This window comes from Candidatus Wallbacteria bacterium (assembly GCA_028687545.1).
Lineage (GTDB): Bacteria > Muiribacteriota > JAQTZZ01 > JAQTZZ01 > JAQTZZ01 > JAQTZZ01.
The window spans coordinates 15,737-31,978 of the sequence record JAQTZZ010000048.1; the positions used below are offsets into that span (position 1 = coordinate 15,737).

Below are 16,242 nucleotides of genomic sequence, written 5' to 3' on the forward strand. Positions count from 1 at the left end.
TTTTTTGCTTTGATCCTGCAGGCTGCAGTTGCCCATGGGATACCCTGACGGGACTGATCAAAGTTTCTGATTTGCTGCGGAGAATACTATACAACTGCGATTAAAGCCGGTAAAATTTAACAGCTCAGGTTAAATGTTCTAACCTGTTTTTCATTTCAAGCAAGGGGTGCTCATGAACCATAAGACATTCTTACTTCCAGCCTTTTTTTTGATGATTTTTATTACTGGCTGCGGTTTCAATTCCAGGGAAAACACCGGGAAACCAAATCTGGAAAGCTCTGCCGAATCAGGGCCGGATCTTTCGCCAAGTTACGGGGATACTCTGATCATCTGTGTTGTCGACCAGCCGAAGACATTGGATCCTGCTCTGGTTGACGATGAGTATTCGATGCAGATCACCAGCCTGATTTACAACGCTCTGCTGAAAACCGACCAGAACGACAGGCTGTGCGGGGATCTGGCTGCAGCCTGGGAGGTTTCTGCGGACAAAAAGTCGATCTCCTTCAGACTCAGACCGAATATCAGATGCCATGACGGCAGCAGCTTCACAGCTGAAGACGTGCGCTACTTCTACTCCAGAGTCATGAACAGAAACCCAGAGCACATGACAGTGTCGATGCAGAATCTGGAAACAGTCGAAGCGGTCTCTGACATGACCGTGACTCTTCATTTCAGAAAATCAAGCCCTGAAATGTACGACGTAGCAATGCTGGGCATAGTTCCCAGGTCGAGTTTCTCCATGGAGGGCAGTCGCGAAGTCCTGTCCGAACCTAGAGGGACCGGCCCATTCATGCTCAGGAAATGGGTCCAGGGCGACTTCATACTTCTGGAGTCCTTCAACGACTATTTCAACGGCAGGCCGTTTCTGAATGGGGTCATGTTCAAATTCATTTCTGATCCGACAGCCGCATACCTGGCTCTCAAGAGAGGAGAAATCGATTTCACTTCAATTTCCACAGATCAATACTTGAAGCAATTCGATTCCGAAATGCGCAAAAGGTTCAGTCTGATTCACGTTCCGATCAGGAGAGGGTGCATGACAATAGCCTACAACTGCGAAAGGCCTCTGCTTTCCAGCCCTGTGATCAGAAAAGCCCTGACTATGTCCGTGGACAGGGATTCCCTGCTGTCAGACGTGTACCAGACGCAGAAAAAAGCGATCAGCGGCCCCTTTCCTCCGGATTCCTGGCCTTACGACAGCACGATCAAGCCCCTGCCATATGATACTGCGGAAGCCTTGGATCTGCTGAAGAGCGAAGGCATCACTGACAGCGACGGCGACGGTCTGCTGGAATACCGCGGGAACAAGATATCCCTGCGCTTCATAGGCGGAGCTTCCGGCGGGGGAAAGGGGTCGCTGATCAGCCGCAGTTTATGCGAATTCTGGAAGAAGATCGGCCTCTCTGTCAAGCTCGACCCCATGCCGTATAAAGACATGCTCGCAGCTTTCAATTCCGGGGACTTTGATTTTGCGGAAGATGCATTCGGTTACGATAATTCTTATTTTCTGAAAGGGCGCTGGTATTCCTCGTCAACTCCCCAGAACGGCGGTTTCAACTCATCCAGATATTCCAGCCAGAGGGCAGACGCCATTATTGACAGTCTGGAAACAGTTTCAGACGAAAGAGTGAGGGTGAAGCTCTACCACGACTTCCACCGCATCCTTGCAGAGGAACAGCCCGCAATGTTCCTCTGCCCGCTCGGACGCACCTATGTGGTTGACAGCAGATTCAGGGAGATTTCTGCTCCACAGGATGCCATGCTTGACGATCTTGCACATTGTTTCGTGCCTAAAGGAATGCAGAAACGGTGATGTCTGTAATCTTCATCGCAAGAAGATGAAATTGGCTGAAAGTCCTGTCAGAGTCTCCACAAAATTTAGGCAGAGATTCCTGATTCAAGGGAAATAACAATAAATCCAGCTGCCTGAGGGATTTTCAGGCCTGCTGGTAAATCTATTGCTTACCCAGAAAGTCCTTGTACTTGGCGTAGACTTTATCTTTGGTGGCATTGTCGACTCTGTAAACTTCCACCTTGGAATGTGATTGGGCGCAGTTGTTCTCCATCCAGGTGACCCATTCGTCCATGTCAGCATAAAGGTCGATGCGGTTGTTGGCATTCACGAAAGCACCGCCTGTGTCATGGGCGAACCAGAAACCGTCATGCGTCTCGCCGTTCGGGAGCTTGAGCCCTCGGGATTTCGGGATGAAATAAACGCCTTTGTAAGGCATCTGATTCTTGTTCACAGCCATGGTATGGAAGGAAACAACCCAGTAGCCGGTAGCTGTGATTCCCTTGCAGCCGTTGGGAGCCAGATTAAAGCGCTTGTTGCCTGCCCAGGTGGCGCAGCGGTCGTCTTTCATGATTCCGCTGCCCTGCATGCAGAGACAGGCAAACCATCTGCCGCTCGTTGTGGCAATTTTTGAGCCTGAAGGAGTCAGGATGTCTTTTTTTTCGCTGCCATTGTAGCTGACACCGTAAAGAGTTCCTGAAGTCGGAAATCCCTTTTCCCTTGTAGAACAGTAGTAAGTGGGATCCTGATTGCTGAGCTTGGTGAACTGTGAGACATTGGCAGGGATGTCGCCTTCCGGAACAACATCGGTGTGATTGTTGTCATTGTTACTGCTGTCGTCTGAAATATTGAGATAACTTTTAGAAACCCAGCCTGTGATGCCCTTGGGGGTAGTGACTTTGCACCAGCCATTGGAGCTTTCCTGTATAGGCACTGTGGCACCACTTGCGAGACAGTCCACGATCTCGTAACTGGTTCCCGGACCTTTCCTGACATTCAAACTGGCGGCAGTGACAGTGCCCTGGGAACCTCTGGAGCCATCCTTTACTGCCGTCTGAGAATCATCATCCAGGTTCACCAGGCTGTCTGGGAGATAACCTGCAGTGCCGTTCAGATCAACCAGATAGAAGTTCCCGCTGATCCCCCTGACAGAAACTCTGGTTCCTGCCTGGAGCAGTGCCATGGAGCCTGACTGAAAATCAGGTTCCTGCATCAGACAGGCGCCGGTTGAACCTACGACATAGGGGAGAGCTGCATCGAGTTTTTCAACTCCGGACTCTGACACTGCGTTGATTTTATTCATAATCCGCGCTCCGGACTGACCGCGGTCCGTACCATCGAAGAATCTGCTGAACACGCTGAGTTTCCTGCTGTCAGTCTGTTCAACCAGATAGCCCATCAACACTTCGCTGATGTCATCCCCTGCGTCAAGTATCAACAGGATCTCAGATGCCAGATGCTCTTCTGCCTGATAGGATTCACTGAGCGCATCCTGAACCTCTCCGCCACGTTCTGCAACTGCCTGCAGGGCCATGCGGTTTTCGGCTGCTGTGCTGTAATCGTTGAGAAGTTCGATCAGGCCGCCTGCCTGGGCTGCCTGGAAAGTGATAAAAAAGCAGAATATTGCTGCATACTTCATACTTCCCCCTACACTTACATACTTTATATACTACTATAATTATACCTGATATCTGGAAAAAATCAGTAAAAATGATGAAAAAGTCATGATTGCTGACCCTGATTATGTTTGCCTTTATCACTGACGGCTTTGTAAGTATTGAGAAAGTTCGTCAAATTACTGATTACCGTTCTTCCTGACTGGGTATACAGATTGAGATCTGGAGGAGATTTCCTGGCTTCCTCTCCGATGACTTTCAGGCTTTCAGAGGCATTGGTGAGTGAAAGTTGCATGGCATCCAGATTGCTTTGCACTGCTATCCTTTCTGACGCCGAATATTCAGACTCCAGCTTGGAAAGATTTTGCTTGTCAAGGCTGATAAAATGGGCGGCCTTTTTGCGGAAGTCTCTTGTATCCTTCAGATCAATCCTGCCGCTTTTCTCTGTTTTCTCAATGATCTTCAATAGTTGATCCAGACCTTTGCTGCCGGTTGTCGAGACAGGTTTTTTATCTGATGCTGCCAGCGTGGAAATGAAGGCCAGGAGAACAAGCACAGCCCATTTTTTCATTTTATCCCCCAAAAAATCAGAATTGTTTCGCTGATTTTACCATTTTTCAGATTCAATTTCATACTTATTTACTTGTTGTCTCTTTAAAATAATTGAGTGAAATGATAATCTGCTGAACGGAGTAAAAAATGAAGGCGAATCTGAACGGCAAAACACTTGAAATAGTGGTCTGCATCAAGCAGGTACCAGGAACGAGTGAAGTGAAACTAGACCCGAAGACTGGAGTGATGCTCCGCGACGGGGTTGATGCCAAACTGAATCCTTATGATCTGTCGGCGATAGAAACTGCGGTCCGCTTGAAAGAATTGACTGGAGCCAGGGTCAGTGTCGTCAGCATGGGGCCGCCTCAGGCCTCTGCCGCGATCAGGGAAGCCTTCATGATGGGGGCGGATACCGGAGCTCTCTTGACTGACAAGCGTTTCGCCGGAGCTGATGTGCTGGCTACTGCATATACACTTTCGCAGGGGATTATGAAGATTGCGAAACCTGACCTGATCATCTGCGGCAAGATGACTACAGATGGAGATACTGCCCAGGTCGGTCCTGAAATTGCCGAATTCCTGGTAATCCCCCATGCCACCAATGTGCGCCGGATCGTAGAAATTACAGCGGAATCGATTACTGTGGAGCAGGAGTTCAGCCATGCCCTGGAAACTGTAAGAATTGAATTTCCCTGTTTGATTACTGTGGAGCGGAGTATTTATCAGCCGCGCCTGCCGTCTTACAGACTGAAGCTTGCGACAGCAGAACGCGAGATCAGGATGCTGACTCTGGCTGACCTGAATGATCCGGATGAACTGCATTACGGACTGAACGGCTCACCTACTTCTGTTTTGAAGGTGTTTCCGCCTGTATCAGACGTGCACCAGGAAATCTGGGAGGGCAACAGCGGGGAACTGGCTGAAAAGTTGAGCAGAAAAATGAGGGAACTGAAATTTTTATAAAGTATTCATCATTTAAAATAAAGCACTCAAGATTTTGCGGGAAATAAGCATGGCTAAAATCATTATTCATCAGCAGAAAATCAAAGACAGCGCCGCATTGATCAGTCTCTGCCCGTTTGCAGCGATCGAGCTCGTGATGGGCAGGCTGGAGATCAATTCAGGCTGCAAAATGTGCCGGATCTGTCTGAAAAAGGGACCTGCGGGAGTGTTCGAACTGGTCGAGGAAGAAAGGAAGACTGTAGACAAGAGCGCCTGGCGCGGGATAGCTGTTTACGCTGACCGCACCTATGGACACATCCATCCCGTGACCCTGGAACTGATCGGCAAAGCCCGCGAAATGGCCGCCAGGATCGGGCATCCCGTTTACTGCCTGCTGATCGGCGGAAGCGGGGAAGAAGCCGTTGAACTGCTGCATTATGGAGTGGATGAAGTTTTCAGATACGATGATCCGGAGCTTCAGAATTTCAGGATCGAACCGTTTGCTGCAGTGTTCGAGGATTTCATCGGGAAAATCAAACCGGCTGTGATGCTGGTGGGAGGCACCGAGATCGGCAGGTCGCTTGCCCCCCGCATGGCGGCCCGTTTCCGCACCGGCCTCACCGCTGACTGCACGGTTCTCGACATCCAGCCTGACACAGACCTGGATCAGATCAGGCCGGCTTTTGGCGGCAACATCATGGCCCATATCCGGACTCCCAGGCACAGGCCTCAGTTCGCTACAGTCAGATACAAGATTTTTTCCGCTCCGGAGCGGATGGACAAGATTACTGGAAAGATCAATGAGTGCCGGATTGCAAAGGAAAAACTCGGGTCACGGATCAGGCTGCTTGAGCGGCAGCCTAAACCTAAAGCCAGGGGAATCGAAGACGCTGAAATTCTGGTGGTGGCAGGGCGCGGGTTTAAAAAACAGGACGACCTCCGGCTGATCCGGGAGCTGGCTTTGGCACTCAACGCTGAAATCGCGGCTACCAGGCCTCTGATCGAAGCAGGCTGGGCTGACCCCAGGACTCAGATCGGATTGAGCGGCAGGACAGTGAAACCGAAACTGATCGTCACTTGTGGAGTGTCGGGATCTGTCCAGTTCGTGGCAGGCATGAAAAATTCGACCTGCATCGTGGCCATCAACCAGGACAGGCACGCTCCGATCATGCAAGTGGCGCATTACGGGATAATCGGAAATATCTATGAAGTAATCCCGGACTTCATAGAGAAAACAGGGAAAAGCAGGATGGATTGATGGAATATCACAAGCTTACTCAAATTGACCTGGAATTTCTGGTTTCCCTCTGTGGAAGCGATCGGGTTCATACAGGAGACGCGATCAGTGAAGATTATCACAGGGACGAACTGACAGGGCTGCGGTCAGCTCCTGAAGCCCTGGTCGAAGTCAGGTGCACTGAAGAAATTTCGCGGATCATGAAATACGCTTATGAGCATTGCATTCCTTTTACACCCAGAGGTCAGGGTACAGGTCTGGTCGGCGGGGCTGTGGCTCTTCATGGCGGCATCATGCTGATTCTCACAGGCATGAATCAGATCCTGGAACTGGATCAGGAAAACCTGACCCTGACTGTGGAATCCGGTGTAATGCTGATGGAAATCTCAAAGTATGCTGAAGACCACGATCTGCTGTACCCTCCTGATCCAGGGGAGAAGAGTGCGACCATCGGCGGCAACATCAGCACCAATGCGGGTGGGATGCGGGCAGTGAAATATGGGGTGACCAGGGACTATGTGAGAGGGCTTCAAATAGTGCTCCCGAATGGAAGCGTGCTGGAACTGGGCGGCAAGATTGTCAAGAACAGTTCCGGTTACAGTCTCAAGGATCTGATCATCGGTTCTGAAGGAACTCTGGCCATTGTCACCAGGGCGATCCTGAAACTCGTGCCGCTCCCTAGAAAGAAGATGAGCCTTCTGATTCCGTTCCCGACTCTGGAACAGGCGATCGAGACTGTGCCAAGGATTATCAATGCCAAGATCATTCCAACTGCCATAGAATACATGGTACGTGACGTGATTCTGGCTGCCGAAGATTTCCTGGGGAAGAACTTTCCCGACAAATCAGCTGACGCCTACCTGCTTCTCACATTCGACGGCAACAGCAGGGAGGAGATCGAGAAGAGCTTTGAGCGGGCGGCTGCGATTTGTCTTGAATCAGGTGCCCTGGATGTGCTGATTTCAGACACTCTGGAGCGGGAGGAATCGATCTGGAGCGCGCGCGGGGCCTTCCTGGAAGCGATCAAGGCTTCCACCAGCGCCATCGACGAATGCGATGTGGTGGTACCCCGCAATAGAGTCGCGGATTTTGTGAAGTATGCCAACTCCCTGCAGCCGGAACTTGGCATCCGGATCAAAAGCTTCGGTCACGCCGGAGATGGAAATCTCCACATCTATGCGCTTAGGGACGGGCTGAGCGAAAATGAATGGAAGCTGAAACTTGGACAGGTTTTTGACCGTCTTTATGGAAAATCAAGGGAACTCGGCGGGCTTGTTTCAGGAGAGCACGGCATCGGCTTCGCTAAACTTCCCTACCAGGAATTGTCCATCGGCAAACAGGGAATGGAGCTGCAGAATCGGATCAAGGTGGCATTTGATCCGAAAAACATTCTCAATCCAGGCAAAGTTTGCCGTTCTGTCAGATGCTGACACTCCAGGTTGCACTGACTTTCTTTGCGGCATCGATTGCCCTTGCGCTGGCGCCCGGTCCTGACAACATCTTCGTATTGACCCAGTCATCGCTCTCCGGCAGAAAAGCAGGCATTCTGATCACTCTCGGACTTTGTACAGGAATTCTTGTGCACAGCAGTGCGGTGGCGTTAGGAGTTGCTGTCTTTTTTCAGAGATCCAGGGCTGCTTTTTTTATCCTGAAATCACTGGGTGCCTGTTATCTCGGATATCTTGCTTTCCAGGCATTCAGAGCTGCAGACGCTGAACTCAGTTCAGGCACCGCTGTAGATGCTGCTCCCTTCAAGCTTTACTGCCGCGGCATCATCATGAATGTCACAAATCCCAAAGTGTCGATATTTTTCCTGGCTTTCCTGCCACAATTCGCTGATCCGCAGAGAGGGTCTGTACCGGTTCAACTGATGATGCTGGGAAGCCTGTTCATTCTGGCAACGATCCTGATTTTCAGCGCCATCGCTCTGCTGGCCGGAACGTTAGGACAATGGCTCAACCGCTCCCGGATAGCACAGAAAGTCATGCACAGAGTGGCTGGTACCGTATTCGCCTGCATCGCTGTAAAACTTGCAACTGCAGTCAGGTGAAACGGTTCTGCGGAACATTTCCAGATTGTTTGTGATTTGAATTTTATCCGGAGACAGGTTTATAATCCACCATAATTTCTACTAATCGGAGGTATGGGATGAATCGGAAAGCATTGCTGATCGCTGCTCTGTTCGTTTTCTGCTGCGGCATTGTGGCAGCTACTGAAGAAGTGAAGAATGACAACGGACTGCAGGGGCTGATCGACAACCTGAGTCTCACAGGTGAAGTGAAAACGAAAGTGGACACGCTGATCAAAGATTTCAATGCCAAGAAGGAAGCCCTGAAACCTGAAGAAGTCATGGCAAAACGCGATTCGATGGAAGCCGAATTCGATGCCTCACTCAAGGCAGCGTTGGCCCCTGACCAGTATGCCCAGTACACCAAACTGCTTGAGGAAAAGAAGATGGCTCGCCAGAATGAGATGGCCGGAAAAATGATGGAAAAACTGATCGAAAAGCTCACCCTCACCACAGACGAAGTGACTGCAGTCACACCGCTGGTCCAGGACATGTTCAAGCAGAGAACTGAACTGGCAGGCCAGAGGCCTGGCCGGGATGCCTCAGACGATGTCAAGAAGGCATTCATGGATAAAATGAAGGGGATTCAGCAGCAGTTCGAAGACAAGCTGAAAGCTGCGGTCACCGCCGACCAGTTCAAGCTGTTTGAGGACAGCAAAGGTGAACTGTTTGGAAGAGGCGGAGACAGGAAAGGCAGACCAGAAGGGAAATAGTTTTTAGCTGATGATTTTATGTCTGAACAAGGCTCGGGAATCCCGGGCCTTGTTCATAAGTTGGAAGATGGTGCTTTTCAAAACAGCTTGAGAATGCTTTCATGGCCCAGACCGAAAAGTGTGAACTTATAGAGGGCGAAGTTGATCAGATTGCTTGAATTTGTAACTTCAGATCCCTGGTAGGTGCTTAGATAGTCCAGATATTCGTCCAGGGAAATCTCACCTTTCTTGAAATTTTTATCTGCTTCCTTGAGCTGGATGGCGGACCTTCGCATGGCGATGTCGGATATCTCGCAGTCCATTTTTTTAGAGCGATAATCCTTCTGATAGGTCATGGCTGACAGATAATCCTGGCGGTCAAGCAGCAGCAGGCTGTTTTTAAGCTTTTCAATGGCAAGCTGTTGATTCTTGATTTCAAGCTTGAGGCTTTTTCTGTCTAAAGGAACGTCATAAGTCACGCCTACCAGCCAGCTTTTGCCGTCGAAAACACGGGAATCTCTCATCGATTCACCCTCTCCACGCTTCTGCCCGTTCAGCACCAGGTCCAGGTTGCCTCCAAGCTTGCGGGTGAGGTTTTTCAGATCAAGCTCGCCTTTTTTCAGTTCTTCACTGGCTGTAAGTCTGTCAGGATTATTTTCAAGCAGGGACTGCTTGATGCCTGCAAGTGTCGGTTCCGGAATTTTCTCTGCAATTTTGATCAGTTTTCCCACCAGAGTATCCACTTCGGCGGAACTGAGCCTGGTTGGTTTTTCGAAGAGAACTCCGAAATCAAGGTAGGATGCCTCAAGCTCGCAGGTAGCTTTCTGAAGCTCTTTCGCGGATTCATCGCGGGTCAGTTTAGTGGTAAGGTATTCGCTTTCTGAAAGTAATCTGGCCTTGTACTTACCGCTGTATTCGGTTTCCAGCTTCTGGTATCGGGCTAAACTGTTTTCCGTGATTTTCTGTTCAGCGTAGTTTAAAGAGATCGCACAGAGTTTTTCCAGCATCGACTGCAGCAGGGCATTCTCAGCCTTCAAAAGCTTTGTTTCCTGTATGCTCATCAGATTCAGATAGTCGAGGCTGTGCTGGGCTCCGGCGATGGGAACAGTCAGATTGACACCGTATGTGTTGAGATATTTACTGGTGTAACCATCAGCGGATACTGCTGAAGAGACGGCGGTGAAATCCAGTTTATTCCCGTTCAGGTAAGAATGTCCGAAAGACAGGGTGGAGTCGTAATTTTCCTTTTCGGTCCGTGTGTTTACATAGCCGTAAGAGGACAAGCTGAAATCTTCCGCTGCGGTCGCTTTCTGATAACCTCTGCTGAATTTCCGGCGGGCTTCTTCGACTTCTGTTCCTGATTCGTCGGCTGTCGTGTCGGCACTGTAAACTTGCTCATAAACAATGCCTTTCTGATAATTATGGGTGAATTTCGGGATCAGCTTGTATTTCAACCGTTCCAGCTCGTTCTGATTGAGTTCGATCCGGTATTCCAGCCATTCGGCGCGGTAATCCAGGCTGTTTTCGAGGGCCAGTTTCGCGAGGTCTGAAAGTTCCAGTGCCCCAGCTCCTGTATTGAAAAACAGGAGCAGAAAAAATGATCTGAGGATTGTTTTTTTCATCAATATTAAAATATCCGATCTTGAACCCAGTTGCAATCATGAAAACTTGAAAAAGAGTAATTTTATTGATTTTATCAGTGTGATATCATGTACCAATCTTCAGCCAAGAGGTTAAAGTGATGCTAAAGAGAATTTCAGTTTATATTTTCATCCTTTTTTTACTGTATTCACATGCATTGGCAGCCGAATTCCGGATTGGTTTCGGCGGGAGTGACGACTCGGAAAAAGAAAAAGAAAGGAAAGGATACGGACTTTTCACAGTAGAAGTAAAGGATTTTACCAATGAAATCGACTGCACCGGAGCCCTTGTTTTCGAAAAGGAATATTATGCCGCTTCCCAGGTTGATTCCAGGATCTCCTGCCTGCTTTTAAGGGCCGGGGAATATATGGAGCAGGGAACACCTGTGATTCAGCTGGACAGTGGGGAAACTCTGGCCGGACTTCTGAGAACACGTGAAGAGTATCTCAGGATTTTTGATGAATCCGAGAAATTCAAGGCTGACTGCTGGTACAGACAGAATCAGGCTGAACGCGAAAAAAATCTGCTGGCTACCAAGTCTGAGTATTTCAGCAAGGAACTGTCTCTACTCCAGAAAGAAAAAGATTATTCTCTTAAAGAATATAATCTATCCCTGGAAAATTACCTTCAGGTCATGAAGGATAAAAGTTCCAGCATCAACAACCCGTTTGACAGCAAAGAGTATATAGATGGGAAGACAAAACAGTATGAGGAGCAGCTCGATATGTACAGGCGGCTGCTTAAATATTATGAAAATCCTGAGATCAGGTTCGAATCAGATGAGCCTGCCATGATGTTCGAGTATCAGATCAATCCGGGAGATCAGATCACAAAGGACACCAAGCTTTATAAATATGGATTCATCAAGGATCTTTGCGTGATCTGCTATCTGGATGTTGATGATTTTTTTCTGATTGCAAATGGCACTACTGCTGAAATCTACTTCAAGTCTTTTGATGAGAATTATACGGGAGAAGTTGCTTTCAAGTTTCCTGTCCTGGAACGCAGGGAAACAGACAAGGTCTTCAAAGGCAAAATACTCCTCAAGCTCAGTGATGAACTGCCTGAGATTTTTCCAAACATGGAGTGTGAAACATCATTCAGGATCATGGATCAGAAGGCTATAGTAGTCCCTGTAGAAGGAGTTACCCAGAAAAAATCGGATGAATCATTCGAATTTTCCTCTGGTAAGGGTGAAACCATCGCTTATGTGTATTTCGCTGATGAGGAGAAAGTCAGCGAGCGCAAAGTCGAGCTGGGCTTTTCAAACGGCCAGGAAGTGGAAGTGAAGGAAGGGCTTTCCGCCGGAGACGTGATCGTGCTTGGCGATCTGGAAAAACTTTCAGACAAGCAGACTCTCAAAAAAAACCAGTTCAAGAAAGGCAAGTAATGAGGTTCAAATGCTTGATTATGTCCTGTTTTCACTGAAAAGCCTTTTTCTGCATAAATTGAGGACTTTTCTCAATCTGTCGGGCATTTCGATCGGAATCATGGCTTTAGTGGCGATTTATTCATTGTCCTTAGCCACAAAGCAGGAAATCGAAGGAGAACTTTCCCAGCTCGGTGGATCGGAACTTTACTATCTGGACTCGAAATACTCCCAGAAAAGCAGCGAGGATTCAGATGATTACGATTACTACTACAATTCCCGTGTCATAACCAGACAGGAATTGAAGCAGCTGGCGAAAATCAAAGAGATCGGTATTTTATCCCTGATGGTACATCTCGAAAAGGACGTCAAGTGCGGATCAATGGTCCAGTCAGGCACGATCATGGGAGTATCACCTGAATACCTGACAAAGATGACGAAAAAAAAGCTGATTGCCGGACGTTTCCTGACCGGAATCGACGACTGCACAGCCAACCGTTGCTGCCTGATCACGCAGAAAGGATTGAAGGCATTGAAGCAGAACGAAGGCCTTCTGAACAGGACTGTCAGTATCGGAGGTTCAAGTTTTACTGTAATAGGCATTATTCAGTCTGAGGTTAAAAACTCCAAACTTGTACAGTCCAATATCGAACTGGAAGCTTTCATTCCACTGAGTACAGCGCAGAAAATGGCAGGCGAGGACAGCTCAGTCCCTGTTTTCACGCTCCGCGACGATATTTCCGACAAGAACGCGGTTGTCACCAGGATCATCAATGACCTGACTGCCAGATGTTCCTATAAATATGATTACAAGATCACTTCCATGTCTGAAGTATTCAAAAAAGTGAACAATGTGATGAACATCGTGACTGCCGTAATCGGCGCGATCGGCGCGCTTTCGCTGCTTGTAGGAGGAATCGGGGTGATGAACATCATGCTGGTGTCTGTAGTTGAACGCACCAGGGAGATCGGGATCAGAGTGGCTGTTGGAGCCCGCACGCGTGATCTTCTTTTCCAGTTCATGATCGAATCAATGACAGTCTGCATGTTTGGCGGGATACTGGGGATCCTGATGGGAGTGCTGCTGATTTTCGGCCTTTCCTATGTTCCGCATGTGCCTGTGGCTTATTCAGTCAACTCCATTTTTATCGGACTGGCTTTTTCAGCTGTGACAGGCTTGATTTTCGGGATCTATCCGGCGTTTAAAGCATCCAGGCTTGATCCGATAGAATGTCTTAGATACGAATGAAACGGTTGAAGAAATGAAACTGATTCAAACAAAAAACCTCAAAAAAGTTTTTCAGCCTTCCAGGAAAGTGTCGATCAGCGCCCTGGGTGGAATCAGTATTGAAATCGGAGCCGGTGAATTTGTGGCTGTGATGGGTAAGTCCGGTTCAGGCAAGACCACGCTGATGGACATTCTGGGATGCCTTTCCCGTCCGTCTGAAGGTGAGTATTATTACAGGGAAAAACTGGTAAGTTCGTTTTCCGCGAATCAGCTGGCCGCGATCCGGAACAGGGAAATCGGATTCGTGTTCCAGTCCTTTAACCTGCTGTCCAGGACCACTGCGCTGGAAAATGTGGCACTGCCGCTTGTTTATGCAAAAATCGGGCGCAAGGACCGTCAGAAGAAAGCTCATGACATTCTGGAGCGGGTGGGGCTCGGTGAACGCATGAAGCACCTTCCCAATGAATTGTCGGGCGGGCAGAAGCAGCGGGTGGCAATTGCCAGGGCCATGGTCAATGATCCGGGACTGATCCTGGCTGACGAGCCTACAGGCAACTTGGATACTGCCTCAGGCATTGAGATCATGGAATTGTTCCATTCACTGCATGAAGAGGGGAAGACAATCGTTCTCGTCACGCATGAACTGGACATCGCGGCTTATGCACACCGGGTGATCACCCTCAAGGACGGGCTGGTGGTGTCGGATGTGACTAAAAACCAATAGTCCCATCTTCCTCCCGAATCTTCGACTTCTTTGTCAGTCGGGAGCTTTAATTTACATGGATCTCGATACCTGTCTTGAGAATTTCCCTGTTCACACCAGACCGGCCAGAAATTTGGCAAGCCCGATCACCCGCACTCCGTCAGCGTTGAGATCGCAGTCTTCATCATCAACTACAAGGTATGAATAAGGGATACTGATCCTGGATGAAAAGTAGCGCAACATGTGGCCGGGTTTCCGATCTGACACCTTGACTTCCACGGCAAACCACGGTTTTCCTGATTCAGTCACCAGAAAATCCACTTCCCTGCCGTCCAGATCCCGCAGAAACCATAATTCAGTCCTGTATCCCTCTGCATCGGTCAGAAAATGGACTAGTTTCAGAAGATGTGTTGCCACAAGGTTTTCAAGCTTTGCACCGGGATTTTCCTCAATCTCAGACCAGTCCCAGAGATAACCTTGTTACAAATAATTTCTACCAAAGTCAATTATTATGGCAATTTTATTCGACTTTGGGGGAATTTTTCGGTGTCAACAAACTTGAGGAACACTTGAGGAAAATTGGGGACGCGTCTCGTCAGGCTGTTGTTGAGCTCTTCGCCTCTATTCCTGAAATGCGGTATGTACTGGGCTTTTTCAGAATCCGGATGACATAGGTTCTGAAGGTTTCCATACCTTTCTGAACACCCCTGCCATAGATTTCAGCACCCTGAAAAAGCTGCACATATATCACGGTTACTGGATCTACATGGAGGGAGAAGGTAAACTGGATTTTAATCAAAGCCATTGAACAGATTTTGCGCTAAAAGGGAACCATGTTCATGGATGTTCCCAGGGCAATTTCAAAATAGCCTTGCTAAAGTCTGAATCCTAAATATAATTAGATTATAAAAGAGGACCTTTTGCAGAACGTCATTTGAGGTTATGCAAATGTCCCGGAGTATAAGTACAGCAGGGGGATAGTATGAGATTCATAGGGGTATTTTTCTTTATCCTGATCCTTTTAAATGCCGGACAACTAGCCCTTTATGCTGATGAAGATAATTCGCTGCAGCAGAGCTTTTCCAGATTCGATACAGAAGAACAGGTGATCAGGGACTGTATCAGAAACAAGGGAGTATTGAACAGGGCGATGGATAAATTCATCGCAGCTGGAGGCACTGTTGACGAGAATCTCTTCGAAAAGTTGAAGGCGTATATTCCTGACAAGCAGGTACCCAAATGCCCTGCTACAGGTTCAGAGAAGGAATATCTTTATTTTTCACTGGGTCCGGCTAACCCGCCTACCATGAAATGCAAATATCATGACTGTACAGGCAGCCTGGAAGTTACAGCTGACAAATGCACTGAAAACAAGAAAATCCTGAATCAAGCCGCTAAAAAGGTCCTAGAGGAAAACAATGGTGAAATGCCGTTCGATTTTTACACCCGTCTAAAAAAGATTTTGCCTGGCGGGGAAATGCCCTTGTGCCAGGCATGCCCCAAGCGCAAATGCTATCTGTTCTGCTGGATCGGCGAAGGAAGCAAGCTGGAGTTCCGCTGCATTCTGCACGACAACCTGACCGAACTCCCGCTGATGCCTAACAAATGGCTCACCGACAATCTGTTCAGGATCGCAGGGATCGGTGGTGACGAAACCGGGAATCGGTTCACACCTGAAGAAGCTTTGCTGGACCTGACAGACGGGATCATCAAGATGCTCGAATACAGGCATTATCTCGGACTGCAGCAGGCTGCCAATGCCTATGACCAGCTTTCCGCTGAAGTGAAGGAAATGGTGAAACCTGCCCTGCAGCAGGTCAAGGCTGTGCTGCAATCAGGTGCCGGATCCGGAACACTTAATGCTGATGACGTGGAAGAGACTCTGAAATTATTTGGATTGTAAGAAATTCATTCAATCAGGCAGTCCGCGAACTCTGAGCCGGAATCTGCGCAGAAACGGATCTTACTCGAGAGATCCGAGAGATTTCCCTGCAGCCCGTCCAGAAACAGCCTGTCATCATTGAGCGTGACTCTGGACACGAAAATCCGCTCATACTGGCGCAGCCTGTCCAGGTGATCAGTAATGTAGTCCCTTAGATCCGAACCGGTCAAAAGTCCGGCCACAGTAACCTGCGGCCCCCAGAAGCGGCTGGGCACACAGAAATAATCCAATCTCACTCCCCGCTGCCGCAGTTCACGCTTGACCTGTGAAAAGACATTCCTTGCTGAGACCGAAGTCAGGACTGCGATTTTACGAAATTTAAGGCGTGAATGTCCCAGTTTTCGCTTGAATCCGTAAAGGAAAAACCTGGCCTTGCCGATACCGTTCTCCATCTGAGGATAACCCTGATAATAATCATGTAGAGGAAAGGGAAGGCCTGATTTCACGTAGAACTCATCGG

16 protein-coding genes are annotated in these 16,242 nt (G+C 48.6%); 10 read left to right on the forward strand and 6 right to left on the reverse strand.

Annotation, left to right across the window (positions count from 1 at the left end; translation table 11 throughout):
• Nucleotides 1-172 precede the first annotated feature (172 nt).
• A complete protein-coding gene (locus tag PHW04_15220; protein ID MDD2717238.1) occupies nucleotides 173-1,813 on the forward strand; it encodes an ABC transporter substrate-binding protein in 1,641 nt (546 codons plus the stop codon).
• Between the two features lie 142 nt (nucleotides 1,814-1,955).
• Here the strand turns inward: PHW04_15220 and PHW04_15225 are convergent, their stop codons facing one another.
• Together PHW04_15225 and PHW04_15230 are read right to left on the reverse strand one after the other, a co-directional pair.
• Entirely contained in the window at nucleotides 1,956-3,431 is a 1,476-nt protein-coding gene (locus PHW04_15225; GenBank protein MDD2717239.1) for an SH3 domain-containing protein, read from the reverse strand.
• 83 nt (nucleotides 3,432-3,514) lie between these two features.
• The gene (locus PHW04_15230; protein MDD2717240.1) at nucleotides 3,515-3,979 is read right to left on the reverse strand and encodes a hypothetical protein; all 465 of its coding nucleotides are present in this window, start codon (nucleotides 3,977-3,979) and stop codon (nucleotides 3,515-3,517) included.
• Between the two features lie 128 nt (nucleotides 3,980-4,107).
• Between PHW04_15230 and PHW04_15235 the strand changes: the two genes are divergently transcribed.
• The 5 genes from PHW04_15235 to PHW04_15255 all read left to right on the forward strand — a co-directional run bounded on the left by PHW04_15235 (nucleotide 4,108) and on the right by PHW04_15255 (nucleotide 8,920).
• Nucleotides 4,108-4,923, forward strand: coding sequence for an electron transfer flavoprotein subunit beta/FixA family protein (locus PHW04_15235; GenBank protein MDD2717241.1), 816 nt, complete (start codon nucleotides 4,108-4,110; stop codon nucleotides 4,921-4,923).
• Between the two features lie 49 nt (nucleotides 4,924-4,972).
• Nucleotides 4,973-6,160: an electron transfer flavoprotein subunit alpha/FixB family protein gene (locus tag PHW04_15240; GenBank protein MDD2717242.1), complete on the forward strand. Its 1,188-nt coding sequence runs from the start codon at nucleotides 4,973-4,975 to the stop codon at nucleotides 6,158-6,160.
• The gene (locus tag PHW04_15245) at nucleotides 6,160-7,569 is read left to right on the forward strand and encodes an FAD-linked oxidase C-terminal domain-containing protein (protein MDD2717243.1); all 1,410 of its coding nucleotides are present in this window, start codon (nucleotides 6,160-6,162) and stop codon (nucleotides 7,567-7,569) included. The genes PHW04_15240 and PHW04_15245 overlap by 1 nt, the downstream gene beginning before the upstream one ends.
• Nucleotides 7,563-8,189, forward strand: a complete 627-nt coding sequence (locus PHW04_15250) for a LysE family translocator (protein MDD2717244.1) — start codon at nucleotides 7,563-7,565, stop codon at nucleotides 8,187-8,189. The genes PHW04_15245 and PHW04_15250 overlap by 7 nt, the downstream gene beginning before the upstream one ends.
• A gap of 98 nt (nucleotides 8,190-8,287) precedes the next feature.
• The gene (locus PHW04_15255; GenBank protein MDD2717245.1) at nucleotides 8,288-8,920 is read left to right on the forward strand and encodes a hypothetical protein; all 633 of its coding nucleotides are present in this window, start codon (nucleotides 8,288-8,290) and stop codon (nucleotides 8,918-8,920) included.
• 77 nt (nucleotides 8,921-8,997) lie between these two features.
• Here the strand turns inward: PHW04_15255 and PHW04_15260 are convergent, their stop codons facing one another.
• Nucleotides 8,998-10,521, reverse strand: a complete 1,524-nt coding sequence (locus tag PHW04_15260; GenBank protein ID MDD2717246.1) for a TolC family protein — start codon at nucleotides 10,519-10,521, stop codon at nucleotides 8,998-9,000.
• Nucleotides 10,522-10,640: 119 nt separating this feature from the next.
• Here PHW04_15260 and PHW04_15265 point away from each other — a divergent pair, with 119 nt between their 5' ends.
• The 3 genes from PHW04_15265 to PHW04_15275 are packed head-to-tail and all read left to right on the forward strand — an operon-like array spanning nucleotide 10,641 to nucleotide 13,861.
• A complete protein-coding gene (locus PHW04_15265) occupies nucleotides 10,641-11,930 on the forward strand; it encodes a hypothetical protein (protein ID MDD2717247.1) in 1,290 nt (429 codons plus the stop codon).
• Between the two features lie 10 nt (nucleotides 11,931-11,940).
• Nucleotides 11,941-13,158 (forward strand): ABC transporter permease, encoded by a 1,218-nt coding sequence (locus tag PHW04_15270; GenBank protein MDD2717248.1) that lies wholly within the window; start codon nucleotides 11,941-11,943, stop codon nucleotides 13,156-13,158.
• A 13-nt stretch (nucleotides 13,159-13,171) separates the two neighbouring features.
• Entirely contained in the window at nucleotides 13,172-13,861 is a 690-nt protein-coding gene (locus PHW04_15275; protein ID MDD2717249.1) for an ABC transporter ATP-binding protein, read from the forward strand.
• Between the two features lie 90 nt (nucleotides 13,862-13,951).
• Here the strand turns inward: PHW04_15275 and PHW04_15280 are convergent, their stop codons facing one another.
• Both PHW04_15280 and PHW04_15285 read right to left on the reverse strand, forming a co-directional pair.
• The gene (locus PHW04_15280; protein ID MDD2717250.1) at nucleotides 13,952-14,293 is read right to left on the reverse strand and encodes a DUF4143 domain-containing protein; all 342 of its coding nucleotides are present in this window, start codon (nucleotides 14,291-14,293) and stop codon (nucleotides 13,952-13,954) included.
• Between the two features lie 142 nt (nucleotides 14,294-14,435).
• Nucleotides 14,436-14,645: a hypothetical protein gene (locus PHW04_15285; protein MDD2717251.1), complete on the reverse strand. Its 210-nt coding sequence runs from the start codon at nucleotides 14,643-14,645 to the stop codon at nucleotides 14,436-14,438.
• 177 nt (nucleotides 14,646-14,822) lie between these two features.
• Here PHW04_15285 and PHW04_15290 point away from each other — a divergent pair, with 177 nt between their 5' ends.
• Complete coding sequence (locus PHW04_15290; GenBank protein MDD2717252.1) at nucleotides 14,823-15,743, forward strand: hypothetical protein; 921 nt, start codon at nucleotides 14,823-14,825, stop codon at nucleotides 15,741-15,743.
• A 5-nt stretch (nucleotides 15,744-15,748) separates the two neighbouring features.
• Here PHW04_15290 and PHW04_15295 read toward each other — a convergent pair.
• The coding region (locus PHW04_15295; protein MDD2717253.1) for a DUF512 domain-containing protein at nucleotides 15,749-16,242 on the reverse strand (494 nt) is incomplete at its 5' end.

Bases quoted from the DNA above. Each gene is read 5' to 3' on its own strand.
- PHW04_15220 (MDD2717238.1), top strand. From the start codon at position 173: ATGAACCATAAGACATTCTTACTTCCAGCCTTTTTTTTGATGATTTTT.
- PHW04_15225 (MDD2717239.1), bottom strand. From the start codon at position 3,431: ATGAAGTATGCAGCAATATTCTGCTTTTTTATCACTTTCCAGGCAGCC.
- PHW04_15230 (MDD2717240.1), bottom strand. From the start codon at position 3,979: ATGAAAAAATGGGCTGTGCTTGTTCTCCTGGCCTTCATTTCCACGCTG.
- PHW04_15235 (MDD2717241.1), top strand. From the start codon at position 4,108: ATGAAGGCGAATCTGAACGGCAAAACACTTGAAATAGTGGTCTGCATC.
- PHW04_15240 (MDD2717242.1), top strand. From the start codon at position 4,973: ATGGCTAAAATCATTATTCATCAGCAGAAAATCAAAGACAGCGCCGCA.
- PHW04_15245 (MDD2717243.1), top strand. From the start codon at position 6,160: ATGGAATATCACAAGCTTACTCAAATTGACCTGGAATTTCTGGTTTCC.
- PHW04_15250 (MDD2717244.1), top strand. From the start codon at position 7,563: ATGCTGACACTCCAGGTTGCACTGACTTTCTTTGCGGCATCGATTGCC.
- PHW04_15255 (MDD2717245.1), top strand. From the start codon at position 8,288: ATGAATCGGAAAGCATTGCTGATCGCTGCTCTGTTCGTTTTCTGCTGC.
- PHW04_15260 (MDD2717246.1), bottom strand. From the start codon at position 10,521: ATGAAAAAAACAATCCTCAGATCATTTTTTCTGCTCCTGTTTTTCAAT.
- PHW04_15265 (MDD2717247.1), top strand. From the start codon at position 10,641: ATGCTAAAGAGAATTTCAGTTTATATTTTCATCCTTTTTTTACTGTAT.
- PHW04_15270 (MDD2717248.1), top strand. From the start codon at position 11,941: ATGCTTGATTATGTCCTGTTTTCACTGAAAAGCCTTTTTCTGCATAAA.
- PHW04_15275 (MDD2717249.1), top strand. From the start codon at position 13,172: ATGAAACTGATTCAAACAAAAAACCTCAAAAAAGTTTTTCAGCCTTCC.
- PHW04_15285 (MDD2717251.1), bottom strand. From the start codon at position 14,645: ATGGCTTTGATTAAAATCCAGTTTACCTTCTCCCTCCATGTAGATCCA.
- PHW04_15290 (MDD2717252.1), top strand. From the start codon at position 14,823: ATGAGATTCATAGGGGTATTTTTCTTTATCCTGATCCTTTTAAATGCC.